The organism is Leucobacter chromiireducens subsp. solipictus (assembly GCF_016758195.1).
Classification (GTDB): domain Bacteria; phylum Actinomycetota; class Actinomycetes; order Actinomycetales; family Microbacteriaceae; genus Leucobacter; species Leucobacter solipictus.
Window position 1 is genome coordinate 164,419 of record NZ_QYAC01000002.1, and the last position, 14,538, is coordinate 178,956.

Annotated in this window: 6 protein-coding genes and 1 pseudogene; 4 read left to right on the top strand and 3 right to left on the bottom strand. The window is 65.7% G+C overall.

Features of this window, described 5'->3' with window-relative positions:
• Nucleotides 1–55: 55 nt before the first annotated feature.
• A complete protein-coding gene (locus tag D3230_RS04300) occupies nt 56–721 on the bottom strand; it encodes an SOS response-associated peptidase family protein (RefSeq protein WP_337249084.1) in 666 nt (221 codons plus the stop codon).
• Between the two features lie 93 nt (nt 722–814).
• Here D3230_RS04300 and D3230_RS16175 point away from each other — a divergent pair, with 93 nt between their 5' ends.
• Together D3230_RS16175 and D3230_RS04310 are read left to right on the top strand one after the other, a co-directional pair.
• The gene (locus D3230_RS16175) at nt 815–2,674 is read left to right on the top strand and encodes an Ig-like domain-containing protein (RefSeq protein ID WP_202343793.1); all 1,860 of its coding nucleotides are present in this window, start codon (nt 815–817) and stop codon (nt 2,672–2,674) included.
• Between the two features lie 333 nt (nt 2,675–3,007).
• Nucleotides 3,008–4,181 (top strand): annotated as a pseudogene (locus D3230_RS04310) (IS3 family transposase).
• Between the two features lie 399 nt (nt 4,182–4,580).
• Here the strand turns inward: D3230_RS04310 and D3230_RS04315 are convergent.
• A complete protein-coding gene (locus D3230_RS04315; RefSeq protein WP_202343794.1) occupies nt 4,581–6,056 on the bottom strand; it encodes a phytoene desaturase family protein in 1,476 nt (491 codons plus the stop codon).
• 107 nt (nt 6,057–6,163) lie between these two features.
• Complete coding sequence (locus D3230_RS04320; RefSeq protein WP_337249085.1) at nt 6,164–7,975, bottom strand: sigma-70 family RNA polymerase sigma factor; 1,812 nt, start codon at nt 7,973–7,975, stop codon at nt 6,164–6,166.
• A 397-nt stretch (nt 7,976–8,372) separates the two neighbouring features.
• Here D3230_RS04320 and D3230_RS04325 point away from each other — a divergent pair, with 397 nt between their 5' ends.
• Entirely contained in the window at nt 8,373–10,343 is a 1,971-nt protein-coding gene (locus tag D3230_RS04325) for an Ig-like domain-containing protein (protein ID WP_202343796.1), read from the top strand.
• An 83-nt stretch (nt 10,344–10,426) separates the two neighbouring features.
• Complete coding sequence (locus D3230_RS04330) at nt 10,427–14,515, top strand: SdrD B-like domain-containing protein (protein WP_202343797.1); 4,089 nt, start codon at nt 10,427–10,429, stop codon at nt 14,513–14,515.
• Nucleotides 14,516–14,538: the final 23 nt, after the last annotated feature.

Genomic DNA, 14,538 nt, shown 5'->3' on the forward strand with positions numbered 1-14,538 from the left:
GCCTGTTCCTGAAAGCCACGACTGAACCGAAGTGCCGGCACCGGCGCACCGAGAACTACGATGGTGATGAGGCTGGTTCGATGAGTTCTGGTCCGTCCCCGTGGAATGGCTTGACTGTGTGTTCGCAGAGTTGCTCGGAGATCGGGATTGATGCTTTCGATACGGCATCCAGGAGGAGTTGATCGCCCACGGTGTCGGGGTCGAGCCAGCCGAGTAGAAAGCCGTCGCTCATGCGTACGGGCATTCGAACATGCAGCGACTTCATCATGCCGGTGGAGGTGCGGGTGAGGATCCTAACGGTGAGGCACCAGCCCTCGCCGATTATCGCGGCGGGTTGACGCCACCAGGAGTAGAGCCCGGCCAATGGCAAGATCGGGTTGGGGTCGAAGAACGCGTGGGACGCGCGGGAGCTCTTCGGGCCGCTCCACCTATAGAAGCCGGCGCCGGGGTTGAGGCGGCGCTGCGGTTTCAGGACGATATACAAGGCGTTGAGAGCAATCTGCTCGGAGCGTGCGTTGAGGGTCGGGAACTTGAAGGTGGTGCTTGCCGACCATGGTGCGACCAACGACCACGGGACAAGTCCGAAACTCTTCACCGCGTAGTTCTGGGAGGTGAACGTGATGGGGATTTGGTGCGTCGGCTTCACGTTCCATGAAGCCTGATAATCGTCCGGTCGTCCCGTCAAGCAGTGTGACAATCCCCCGCTGCCCGACATGTCCATGTTCTCGTCGTGGTCGACGATGACTCTCGCGCAAATGCTCCCAGGTTACGAGTCTTAAAATGGAGGAACTTTGCGGCCCGAAAAACGTGGACTATGATCAATTTTATGCGTCGTGTGTCTAGTGGCCGTAGTGCCGCCTCGTTTATTGCTGCTGTCGGTCTGGTGCTGGGCGGTGTCGTCATCGGGGCTGCCCCGGCGAGTGCCGCGCCTGTGTGTGAGAGCGATGCGGGGGTGACGACGTGCGAGTTCACGTACACCGGTGCGAATGAGCAGTGGACGGTGCCAGGCGGGGTCACCACCATCACAGCCGACGTATACGGGGCGCAGGGTGGGTCCTTTGGTAAAGATTTCACAATGGGCGGGTTCGGGGGGCGCGCGACATCGCCATTGCCGGTGACACCGGGTGAGGTGATCACGCTCGCTGTCGGAGGCGCAGGCGGAAGCGTGGTGGGGGGATGCCACTCGCCCGGTGTCCCTTTTGGTGGATTCAACGGCGGTGGGGCGGGTGCAGCCTACGTGAAATGTCCGGATGGGGCCGGTGGTGGTGGCGCGAGCGATATCCGGCTCGGGGGTGCCGAGATCGAGGATCGGGTCTTGATCGCCGGCGGCGGTGGCGGCTCCGTGAATCAGAGGAGTTCGTCAGTGCCGCATAATGGCGGTGCAGGCGGCGGCTTGGTGGGTGGAACTGGCATACCTGCTGCTCGTGGTGGGGGCGCTGGCGGTACACAGGACAGTGGCGGCGCGAACGGGCTCGGAGGCAACGGCTTCGGCAGTGGCGGTGGCGGGGGTGGCGGCTACTTCGGCGGTGAGGGCGGCATCACGAAAGTATGGGACGACTACCCCAGTGGCGGTGGTGGTTCAGGGTATGGTCCCGCCGGCACGGTGTTCGAGACGGGTGTGCACGCGGGAAACGGGCTGATCCAGATCAGTTTCGCGGATACTGCGACGACAACCCAGGTGGTGCCGTCCGCGACATCGATCACTGCCGGTGAAGCGATCGACCTCACAGCCACGGTAGCCGATGCTCGGGGCGCTGACTTGTCGGGCACGGTGGAGTTCTTCTCCGGCAGCGATAGCCTCGGCACCGCGCCCGGCGACAGTGCAGGCAACGCGAACCTGCTGGCGGTGTCGCTTCCGGTGGGCGAACACGAGGTCACAGCAACCTATTCAGGGAACGACGATGTCGCCCCGTCGACGTCGGAGCCAGTCACGGTGGCGGTTGCGCAAATCGTGACAAGCACGACACTTGATGCGAACCCAACGCCTGGTGTCTATGGTGAAGAAGTGGTCCTGACTGCCTCTATCGATCACGCGACCGGGACAGGCGAAGTGGACTTCATCGCCGATGGTCACTCGCTCGGCGTGGTGTCGTTGAGCGATGGCACGGCTTCGCTCCCGGTCTCTGGACTACTGGCTGGGGACTATGAGATCACGGCGGAGTACTCGGGCGACGAGAACCACACCGGATCGACCTCCGATCCGGTGACCGTGACTGTGTCGCAGGCGGCCACGACCACGCAACTGACCATCCAACCTGAAACAGTGACGGTGGGTGGCGCAGTCGAGCTGACCGCGACGGTACTCGGTGGCGACCCGACAGGGGATGTAGACTTCTTCGCCGACGGCCAGTCCCTAGGCGTTGCATCTCTTGTTGACGGGACGGCCCGGATCGCAGTCTCCGACCTGCCGGCTGGCACGCACCATCTCTCGGCCGAATACTCCGGCGACGAAAACCATGCCCCTTCAGTTACGGTCACTTCGACGTTCACGGTAGAAGCCAAGGCCGTCGAACCAGGCCCGGGTAAGGACGAAACTGGGGCTGCTCGACGTGATACAGCAGATGCCAAGCTCGCCAGTACCGGCAGTTCGGGCATGTTTTGGATGCTTGCAACCGGAACCGTCATCGCCGGAGCAGGAGTTCTCCTGATGTGCCGCACATCAAAGCGAGCCTGACCTTCCTTGGAAGCAAAGTGCCCCCGCTCTTCAGCGGGGGCACTTCTATGTGAGGCGGGAGTGTCACTAGGGGTTCTCATTGTCGTCGGGTTCGACGCCGGGGTCTGCGAGGAACTCGATGAACATGGCCGACGTTGCGTCATGGTTATCGATCCACCATTTCGCCCGCCCGATCTTTCGGGCGGGGTCGCGGACCTGGCTTTCAAGATCGTCCTCGCTGTGATCGCCTTCCTAAACGATGCCGGTGTAAGCGTCGCGGAGGAGGAGGGGTCTGATGCACGTTTAGGTGACATTCAATGTGGCTAGTTTCTGCTGGCCTGGAAGGATGAACCTATGCCCCCTCGTTACCCCAAAGAGTTTCGCGACGACGTCGTGAGGATCGCGTTGGATCGCGGCCCCGAGATCACACTCGCGCAGATCGCGAAAGACTTCGGAATCCACGTCGGCACGCTCGACAAATGGCTCCGAGAAGAACGCGTCGAACAGAGCCAGAAACCCGGTGTTACGCGTTCAGAGAGTGCTGAGCTGCGTGAGCTTCGCAAACGGAACAAGCTTCTCGAACAAGAAGTCGAGGTGCTCCGTCGTGCGGCCGCGTATCTTTCGCAGGCGCACTTGCCGGGAAAAGGCTCTACCCGCTCGTGAAAGAGCTCGCCTGTGACGGGATCCCCGTCCAGGTGTCGTGCCGGGTCTTGAAGCTTTCCCGCCAGCCTTACTACCGCTGGCTCCGCAGCCCAGTGACCGCGCGTGACCTCACGCAGGCGTATCGAGCGAACGTGCTCCACGACGCTCACCTTGAAGACCCCGAGTTCGGGTACCGGTTCCTCGCAGACGAAGCCAAAACTCTTGGCGAGCCAATGTGTGACCGGACTGCATGGCGGCTCTGCCGAGACCAGGGCTGGCGGTCAGTGTTCGGGAAGAAGAAGGCACGAGGGAAGGGCAGAAAGCCCGGGCCACCCGTGCACGACGACCTGGTACAACGAGAGTTTGCAGCAGCTGCGCCGAACGAGTTATGGCTTTCGGACATCACCGAGCATTGGACTGGTGAAGGCAAGCTCTACCTGTGCGCGGTGAAAGACGTGTGGTCGAACAGGATCGTGGGTTACTCCATCGACTCGCAAATGACCTCCGCGCTTGCGGTGACCGCGTTGAATAACGCCGTGCTTCGCCGCGGTGACGTCGCGGGGTGTGTGCTGCACACGGATCGTGGATCGCAGTTTCGAAGCCGGAAACTCCAGCGCGCGCTCACCTGTCATGGCATGGCATGGCCGGTTCGATGGGTCGCGTCGGTGCTGCAGGTGACAACGCTGCGATGGAGTCGTTCTTCAGCCTGCTCCAGAAGAACGTCCTGAACCGCAAGACCTGGGCCACCCGGGACGAGCTCCGATTAGCGATCGTGACTTGGATCGAGCGCACCTACCATCGACGGCGCAGGCAAGCACGGCTGGGTCGATTGACGCCGGTGGAGTACGAGGCCATCATGAACAAACAGGTCGCACTCGCTGCCTGACCAAACTGTCACCTAAACGTGCATCAGACCCCTGAGGCAGATTACCGAAAGACTAGACTGGCCGCGCGAACGAGGAGAGAAAAGGCAGACTAGCTCGGAACTCATGATCGATCTTGCGAACCTCGACCCGCGGCATGTTCCGCTGATCGCAGAGGCTCTCAGCAAACACCTCTCGACCCTGCAAGCCGGGTAGTGCATTCGACATGATGGTCGCTCCGGATGGACAAGAGGCTCGTCTCGCATCCCACAATCTTTGATGAATCACTAGAGAATCTGGCTTAACGGCTTGCTTCTCGATGGAGCGGCTGTATGCGTTATTGAGGCATCGGAATCGAGGGCGTAGGTGCGTTCTCTGCCCTCGGCCGAGGTCAGGTAGATGCTGGCAGCCACCCTTCCAGCCTATTGCCCGAGTCCCAGCTCCGGCGAGGGGAGCCCGTACTCGTGCCGCAGCGCGGAGCGTGCGGCGTACCAGCCGGAGAGCCCGTGCACCCCGGGGCCGGGCGGCGCCGAGGAGGAGCACAGGTAGATGCCCCGCGCCGGAGTGCGCCACGGGTCGGCGGAGACCACGGGGCGCGCGAACAGCTGGCGCATGGTCACGGCGCCCGCGCTGAAGTCCCCGCCGTGGTAGTTGCGGTTGTAGTCGGCGAGCTGGGCGGCCGTGGTGACCCGCATGCCCCGGATCCGATCGCGGAAGCCCGGCGCGAAGCGCTCGATCTGGCCGATCACGGCCGTCGAGACGTCGTGCGTCGAACCGCTGGGCACGTGCGTGTAGCTCCACACCGCGTTGACCCCGGGAGCATTGCGACCCGGATCGAAGCCGGCGGTCTGCGCGAGCAGCACGTACGGCCGCTCGGGGTGGCGGCCCCGAGCCACCTCGAGCTCCGCCGCGGCGCCCTCCGCGCGGCTGCCCCCGAGGTGCACGGTCGGCGCAGCGGCGACCCGCGGGTCCCGCCACGGGATGGGTCCGTCGAGCACGAAGTCGACCTTGGCGGCGGCGTCGCCGTAACGGAAGCGATCGAGCGCGCGCCGGTATCGGCCGGGCAGCTCAGATCCCGCGATGCGGACGAGCCCCCTCGCCGAGGTGTCGAAGAGCTTGACGTCGAAGCCGTCGAGCTCGCGCACGTCCGTGATCGCGCGGGCGGTCTCGATGCGGCCTCCGTGCGCCAGCAGGTCGGCCGCGAGCGCGTCGCCGATCGCTCGGGATCCCCCGACCGGCACCGGCCAGCCGCTCGCGTGGGCGAGCGCCCCGAGCACCACGCCGACCGCGGCCGTGGCCGGGTTCGGCATGCGGCCGATGCTGTGCGCGGCGACGCCGGAGATGAGCGCCGGCGCGGCCTCCTCCCGGAACCGGAGGTTCCAGAGCGGGCTGCCCTGCTCCAGGGTGCGCAGACCGGTGAGGAGCGCGGCCAGCAGATCGCCCGGCAGGCGGAGCATGCCGCCTCCGAGCGCGAAGTCGACGACGCCGTCGAGGCGGCGCAGCAGGGGCCTGTAGAGGCGCGCGTAGGCAGCCCCGTCCGCGCCGAGCTCGTCGGCCGTGCGCGCGAGGTCGCGGTAGGCGATCGCGGCGCGATCCGCGCCTCCCCCGGCGGCGCCGTCGAGCGGGTTGGCGTAGGAGGCCTCCGGGATCACGAACTCCATGCGCCGCTCGAGCTCGAACGCCCGGAAGAACCCCGTGGCGAGGGCCATCGGGTGGATCGCCGAGCAGACGTCGTGCAGCACCCCGGGCTCCACGACCTCGGCCGTGCGAGTGCCGCCGCCGATGGTCTCGGCCGCCTCGAACACCGTCACCGGCACTCCGGCCCGGGACAGGGTGACCGCGGCGGCGAGCCCGTTGGGGCCCGCTCCGATCACGGCTGCACCGCGAGAAGAAGTCATGGCACCAGCTTCAGGATCGAGCGTGTGCAGGGGCATATTGGAGGAAACTGGCGACCACGATGAACGCGTGACAGGTGCCCATTGCTGATCGGGGCTGTGGAATTCACTCAACTACACTCGGAATCGAAAAGGTCCACACTCGTCCAAGGGGAATAACGTCCGTCGGGGACGAGAAGGCGCAGTTCAAGAAGCGCATCGTCGAGACCGAGCCCGTTGAACTCTTCACCCCACTGCGTGAGGGGGATTACCGAGGGCGCCCACCACCACCACGGGTCGTCCGGATCTGTGCCGCTGAATATGTTCGTGAATACAGTACCTCGCCCGTCATCGACAGTTTCGTTTCCTGGAGGAATAAGCAGCTTCGCCTCCGCTGTTCCAGGCCCCGACAGGCGAGCTTGGAGCGCGCCGTATTGATTCGAGTTACCACTGGGATGCAAGGCTTCTGGATTCCCATTGTCGAAAACACAGTCGAAGCCAACCATGATCGAGGCGTCCTCAAGGTTGGGTTCGCCCTCATCGTCCTCGCTATCTGGATCACTGTCACCCGTTCCGTCGTCGGGGTCGTTATCCTGGGTCCCACCCGTTCCGTCGTCGGGGTCGTTATCCTGGGTCCCACCCGTGTCGTCGTCCTCATTGTCTCCGCCGGTGTCGTTCCCATGGCCGTCGTCATCGGTACGTTTGTCGTCCGGTTCGTCTTCATCCGTCTCGTCCGCCCCGGTATCGAAGAGGAATCTGACTCGCGTACGATCGTCGTGCTCAGTCACGGAGGTTATCGACTCCGGAGAGGACGTCTGGTTTCGCGTAGACGCTCGTCGTTCTGCGTCTGAAGGTAGTTCCTCTTGGGTTGAGACGCTCACCTGCTCGCTCTGGCCGCCGGGAGGCGGCGAATCCGATCGCAGCACGAGCAGCGAACCTCCTGCCGCTGTAATTCCTACGAGCATCGCGGCAGTGAGGAATCCGGCACTCGTGAGAACTGGCCCGCTGCTGACGGCAGCGACGGAACCGGAGCCTGCGTTGCCGGTTATGCGCCCGGAAAGGCCGACTGCATTCCTCGTCGATACAGAGAGTCCGGGCTGACTAGCAACTCGGGAAGCCGACTGCGCCGTCGGGTTCGTGGGAGTCGACGGATCTCCATGGCCGAGCCCCGAGAGTAGCGCCGCGCCACTGCCGCCGACAAAGATCGTCGTGAATATGAGCGCGAGCCGCTCGTTGAGCGTTCGGATTTCTGAGGAGGCCCGGACGCATGTCGGGCAGACATCGAGATGCCCTTCGACCTCGCGCTTAACTCGAGCAGTGAGTTTTCCTCGATGAAGTCTCTCTAGATGACGGAGAGCGAACTCGCAATCCGGAGAACCGCGGTGGCTCGTGATGTGCGCTTCCACCCATGCCGACTGCAGGGCCTCCCTGGCTCGTATCGCGAGTGCAGAGACCGCGTTGGCAGATAGTCGCATCAACTTTGCTACCTCGCGAGGCGGCAGCTCCTCAACCACCGTGTACCAGAGGACGGTCTGCCAGCGGTCTTGCAGCGATGCGAATGCATGCGACGCGGCATCCAGATCGAACGACTCGTCCTCCCACGGCGCTTCGGGGAGGGCGACTGGCACTGTGTCCAGAGTGTCGGTCGTGTCTTCCAGGGGGCGATAGCTGTCCGCGGCGACGCCCTTGATCACCTGGTAGAGGTATGGCCGGAAAGCGCCCCGCGGTCCCTTCCCTCGGGAGAGCGCCTCGTAGATCTTGAGATATGCCGCCGAAACCAGATCCTCGGCGTCGTGTCGAGGGGCGAGGCGTTGCGCCGCTCTCACGCCAGCCTGATGATGACGTTCCCAGAGCGCCGTGTATGCGGTGTTTCTTACCTTACGTGTTCCCTCCCTGCAAAGTTGAAGAAGTTCTTCATCCGAATTAGTTCCCCATGATTCCACTGGTAGTTCCGCTACTTCCCGAATGTGTGTGCACGCCTTCAAGCGCGCTCACGAAGGAAACGCTAACTCCGCATCGCAGCGGAGAGAACTCCTTACCCCGTTCCATAACATAGCCGGTTTTCCGGCCTGGATCATCGGCCCGAAAAAAAAATTTCAAACCCGCGTCACGATTCGCAGGAATGAGGGGAGCTACCAGTGTGCCCATCTTCTGGTTGTCGACTCCTCTCCCCCCCATCGACAACGCCGGCGACCGGAAGGTGGGCATCACGAAGGTTGGCATCACCGGTCAGTGGGGTAGCCGCCTTACTGCAATGAAGTAAGACGAGAAGGGGTCCTGATGAGACAACCGAACCAAAAACCAGATCGTAGAGCGATCGACCATCGCGGAGCGCCAACCTTGCTGTTTCGCCGGATGATTGCAGGTGCCGGCGCCTCGGTGCTGTTGGTCGGCGGGCTCTTCGCTGGACCGGGCATCGCGTTCGCGAGTGACGCTGACGCGTCGGCTCAGGAGCAGGCCGCTGAGGCTCTGCAGGACGAGCAGCATGTGGGGGACCAAGTCGTCGATGCCACATCTCAGGTCACATCCGATGGATCGCTTGATGACGAGTCTCCGGATGAGAAGAATGATCGGGGCATTGAAATTGAGAACCAAGACTTAATCCCGCCGGCTGAGGAGTCTCACCGCGCATCCGAGAACGAGGAGCGCGAGGCTCCTGCGGTGGAGGTCGCGGCGGAGGAGGCCCCCAGCTTCGACGATGTGCATATCGTTCAGGAACGCCAGTACCAGGGGGGCGCGGTGGACGTTGCCTATCGCATGGCCGTCCCCGATAGCGTCACCGAGGGCGACACGGTCGAGTTGACGTTCCAGGCACCGCTCGACTACGACGACTCGGTGCCCCCGACGCTGCGGGACTCCGAGGGCGAGATCGTGGCGACCGGCAAGCTGACGGATCCCGAGAACCGCGTCATCACCTTCACCTTCACCGACTACGTCGATCGCAAGAATAACGTGATGATCGAGGGTTCGTTCGCGATGATCGCCAACGACCCCGAGCTCGAGGCCAACCTCGACGGATCGAGCACCACGCACCAGATCACCTTCACGCAGGGCGACGAGCAGTTCGAGGACACGCTCATCATCGACCCGCACACCCGTACGCCGCTCACCAGGGTCTTCAACTACGGACTGTGGACGGGTGAGGATCGCGGCCACGAGAAGCCTGAGAACGCCATCGAGTGGCGCGCGAACTCTCCCGAGGGCCAGTGGGAGGGCATGACGGTCTCCCTGGTGCCCGTGAACGCGACGTCGACCTTCGAGTGCTCGACGCTGCAGTTCTTCAACGTCGAGGTGCCCGACGGCTCGGTGTACCACAGCATCGAGAACGACATCATCGACTACTACTCCGGCGGGCGGGAGAACAACGATGAGCAGCGCACCTTCGCCGGCACCATCGACGAGCTCCCCTCGTTCGTGAAGAGCGTCGACTGCTCCCCCGAGCAGGTCGAGGTCGTCTACGAGGAGCACATCGCCGACAACTTCCTGCGCCAGTTCAGCATCGAGGCCAGTGTCAAGGACCGCGACCAGATCGGGCACTTCGGCTCGGTCGTGCGCGGCTCCGCGATCGCCGTCTCTGACGGAGCGGTCGAGTGCCCGGATCCCACCTGGAACGCCGAGCTCGGCAAGGTCGATCCCTACGTGGACTACGCGTCCGCGTGCGCGCTGCAGGACACCCACTGGTACAACTTCGTGGCGCGCGACGCCGCGATCGGCGGCGGCGGCGGCGAGGATCGCCTCGCGTCGATCGACCTGATCAAGTTCTCGAGTGCGGAGGGGCCCCAGGACGGCGACTTCAACACCGCTCCGGGCAAGACGATGCAGAAGGGCGATGCGGAGCAGATCGTCTTCGAGATCACGAACACCGGTGAGGAGACCCTCTCCGAGATCGTGCTCGAGGACCGGACCCTGGCCGGCGCCACGCTCGAGATGACGGCTTGCGAGCTCGGAGGAGTGACGCTCGCCGCCGGCGAGTCGGTCACCTGCGAGGGTGTGGTGACGCAGGCGGAGGCCGGTCAGCACGGCAACAGCGCGACCGTCACCGCAGTGGCCGAGCGCAGCGGCGAGCGCGTGACCGACACCGATGACTGGTGGGGATCCGTCGCCGCCGATCCGGTGAAGCCCCCGGTCGACCCGAAGCCCACCGATCCGGAGCCCACCGACCCGGTGACCCCGGATCCCGAACCGGAGCACCCCGGTCTCGCGCTGACGGGCAGCGGCGTCTCGGCGCTCCTCGTCGGCGGGATCGCCGCCCTGCTGCTGCTCGGAGCCGGGGTCGCGTACACCGCGGCCCGGGCGACGAAGCGCGGTTAACCCACTTCGGGTGGGCGCGCCCGGACGCGGCGCGCCCACCCTCCCCGATACCGGGTCGACACGACCCGAGGAAAGAGCAATTCATGAATTCCAGAGCACCTCACGGCGAGCCGGGTGGGCTCGCCTTCGGGCTCAAGCGCGGCGCCCGAGCCGCGCTCGCAACCGGCACCCTGAGCTGCCTCGCGGTCTCCGGGCTCATGCTCGGCGGAACGGCCGCGCAGGCCGCCCCCGGCGACCCCGGCACCATCTCGGGTGTCGTCTGGCAGGACTACAACGCCGACGGCGTGCGTCTGAGCCAGGAGCCGGCGATCCCCGGCGTCGAAGTGTACGCCTATAACGACGCGGGCGACCGGATCGGTCCCGCCGTCACGGACGCCGAGGGCCGCTACGAGCTGGCCGTCGGCACCGACGACGATGAGTGGCGCGTGCTCGCCCAGAAGCCGGGCGACGCGTGGGCGGACGGCTACCTCGCCACCGACGGCGGCAGCCACAGCCAGAGCGACGTGCGGTTCGCCCGGCAGGGCGACAGCGACGTGCACTTCTCGTTCCAGGTTCCCGGGGAGTACTACGAGACCAACCCGCTCGTCTGGGTGCCCGGCATGCTCGCCGGCGATGCGAACGGACCGTCGTCGGACACACTCGCTTCGGGCTTCCAACGCTGGGAGGGCACACAGGACTTCTGGAACAATCCGGATCAGGCGATCTGGGGTGTTCCGTTTAGCGAGCTGGGCGCGACCTGGGGCTCCGCGTGGCAGCGGCCTCAACAGCCGGGCGCTCTGGGCCAGCTCTTCACCTCGGCGTTCCTGCGTTCGGCGGCCGGCCTCGGGCCGGGTGGTATCGGCGCGATCTACCGCGTGGTGCCCGACGAATCATCGATGACGAGCCCGACGGCGCACGCGGAGCTGCTCGTCGACCTGGCGGCGGTCGGCATCGACGTGGGCGAGTCCGGCCGCCCGGAGGGGATGAGCCACGAGGACTACCTCACCGAAGGGCCCACCATCGGCAACAAGATCGGCGTGACCGGACTGGGCGGCATGACGATCAGCGCCGACGAGCAGACGCTGTACGTGGTGAATCTCTACAACCGCACTGTGGTGGAGATCCCGATCGACGACCCCACCGCGGCGCGCGAGATCCCGATTCCCGTACTCCCTGACGGCGTGCAGCCCTTCGGCATCACCAAGGACCCGAAGACCGGCGATGTGCTCGTCTCGGCGGCCCGTACCACCGGCCCGAACGAGGACCTCGGAGCGATTGTCTACCGCATGGCAGGCCCAGATCTTTCCGAAGTGACGGTCGCCCTTGACCAGAAGTTCTCCGAGATGCAACTGCCCAACTACATTACCAACGTCGTGTCGTGGGATACCCCGTTGACCGCGGTGAATTACCGGAACCAGAACAAGCTGATGGTGACCGATATCGAATTCGCTGGCGACGAAATCCTGATCACACTCGCGAATCGGACTGGCTATCAGGAAGTCTTCACTAGAGGCTCGCTGCCGGAGCTTCCCACGCATGACCTCCATCCGGATCTGATTCAATTCGGTACTATCGTTCGTGCGATGCCGACCAGCGGAGACCAGTACTCCGTGCTGGGTGCCTACAACACTCACACTGCGTACGTGCACATCAACGCAGCGATCGGTTCGGCGACTGTCAACCCGCTTCGCGACGACTACTTCCTCTTCACCGGAGTGGACGGGGGAGGACGACTGTTTTCCAATGGTGTCGGGCGTCACGGGCACGGAAACTACACCAGCCGACCCCAAAACGGTACGACGTGGAATGTAAGCGATGGGGGTTGGAACACCAACGGCAGAGAATCCGGTTTCAGCAAGGCCGCAGGCCTCGGTGACCTGACGCAGGCCGTCGGCCTCCCTCCGATCGAGATCGGCAACCGTGTTTGGCTCGACTCCGATCGCGACGGGATCCAGGATCCCTCGGAGATCCCCGTCGAGGGTGTGATCGTCACGCTGCTGGACGCGGAGGGCGACCCCGTGCTGGACGCGGAGGGCGACCCCGTGACCACGGTGACCGACGCGAACGGCGTGTACAAGTTCCGCTCGGACGAGGTGCCGCTGCTGCCGAACACCGAGTATCGTGTGCAGTTCGACGCCGGCCAGCTTCCCTCGGAGTCGGTGGAGAAGCTGGAGGCCGCCGGTGTGACCGATCCCTCCGCGCTCCGGTGGACCCGGCAGACCGCGGCGGGGAGCGAGCGCGTCGATTCGAACCCGGGCCCCGACGGCATCACCGATGTCTTCCGCACCGGCGGGCCGGGCCAGAACGATCACACGATCGATGCCGGCCTGATCTACCGCTCGATCGGGCTCGACAAGAAGGTGCTGCTCGGCTCCGAGAGCCTCGGCGACGTGCCCGAGCAGGACACCTTCAACGAGACCGGCCCGCGCAAGGTGGAGGTCGGCGACCAGATCCGGTACGTCATCCGTGTGAACGCGGACTCGGCGGAGAGGGATGTGGCGGTCAACGAGCAGCTTCCCGGCGGATTGCGCGACATCTCGGTCGAGTTCCTGATGAACGACGAGGCCGACACCACGCAGCAGCACAGCGACAACGTGTGGTTCATCGGCGACATGGAGGCCGGCGACCAGGCCACGATGATCGTCACCGCCACGATCGGCCGCACCTTCGCCGTCAATAAGCCCGTGACCAACGCGGTGCAGCTGGTGGTCGAGGGTGAAGAGATCCCGGATACTCCGCTCTCGGGCGACGAGGATCCCGCGGAGGATCTGCTGGGCGGTCAGCGCAACACCGACGTCGACGACGGCTACGATTCGGTCGACCTGATCCGCGACGAGGACGTCCCGCCGCCCACGGCGGACGCGAACCCTGACGCCTCGGTGGATCCGGGTGCGAACCCGAGCGCATCGGTGGACCCTGGGGCGAATCCGGACGCGTCCGCGGATCCGGGTGCGAACCCTGACGCCTCGGCTGACCCGAGCGCCTCGGCCGACCCCGCTGCCGCTGCGGACCCGGGCGCGTCGAGCGACCCGAGTGCCTCGGCTGATCCGAGTGCGTCGGCTGATCCCGCTGCTGCCGCGGATCCGGGCGCGGCGGCCGACCCGAGCGCGTCGAGCGATCCGGGTGCGAGCCCGAGTGCCTCTGCCTCGGCTGATCCGGGCGCCGATCCCGGTGCCTCGGCCGACCCCGACGCCTCTGCCGACCCGGGGGCGTCGACGACTTCGAGCGCTTCGGCTGATGCCGACCCGGGCGCTGACGCGAGCGCGTCGGTGAATGCGGGTGCCTCGGCGACCGCTGCCGCCACCGCGACCGCGGACGCTGATGGCAACCCCGGTGCTCTGGCTGCTGCGGAGTCGGCTGCTCGTCCGGATGCGGAGTCGGCGGCCTCGGCCGCTGCCGATGCGACGGCTGCCGCTGCCGCTGAGGCTGCTGCTGATCCGGAGGCTTCGGCTGCCGCTTCGGCTGACATCAGCTCGGAGGCGAACGCGCAGGCCTCGGCCAGTGCGCAGGCCGCTGCGAACCCGGGCGCCGATTCGGATGCCTCGGCGAACGCCGGCGCCTCGGCGACCGCTGCCGCCACCGCGACCGCGGACGCTGATGGCAACCCCGGTGCTCTGGCTGCTGCGGAGTCGGCTGCTCGTCCGGATGCGGAGTCGGCGGCCTCGGCCGCTGCCGATGCGACGGCTGCCGCTGCCGCTGAGGCTGCTGCTGATCCGGAGGCTTCGGCCGCCGCTTCGGCAGACATCAGCTCCGAGGCCAACGCCCAGGCCGCCGCTGCCGCTCACGCTGCTGCGAACCCGGGTGCCGACCCGGGGGCCGACAACGATGTGAACGCTTCGGCGACAGCCTCCGCCTCCGCGCAGGCCAACGCCCAGAGCGATCCCGCCGCTGTCGCCGCGGCCGAGTCCGCCGCTCGCCCGAACGCCGAGTCGAGCGCCAGCGCAGCTGCGGACGTGAGCGCTGAGGCAGCCGCCGAGGCGGCCGCCGACCCGCAGGCGTCCGCGGAGGCCTCGGCCGACGTCACGAGCGAGGCCAACGCAGCCGCGCAGGGCGCCGCGAAGGGCGCGCTCGCGGTGACGGGCGGTTCCTCCACGGGGCTGCTCGCCGGAGCGATCGCGGCCATCCTCGCCGCGCTCGGTGCCAGCACCATGTTCCTCCGCCGTCGCCGTCAGCGGTCCGACGTCGCGGAGTAGCGGCCCCGGCGGGTGTCCCGAGG

Bases quoted from the DNA above. Each gene is read 5' to 3' on its own strand.
- D3230_RS04315 (WP_202343794.1), bottom strand. From the start codon at position 6,056: ATGACTTCTTCTCGCGGTGCAGCCGTGATCGGAGCGGGCCCCAACGGG.
- D3230_RS04300 (WP_337249084.1), bottom strand. From the start codon at position 721: ATGGACATGTCGGGCAGCGGGGGATTGTCACACTGCTTGACGGGACGA.
- D3230_RS04330 (WP_202343797.1), top strand. From the start codon at position 10,427: ATGAATTCCAGAGCACCTCACGGCGAGCCGGGTGGGCTCGCCTTCGGG.
- D3230_RS16175 (WP_202343793.1), top strand. From the start codon at position 815: ATGATCAATTTTATGCGTCGTGTGTCTAGTGGCCGTAGTGCCGCCTCG.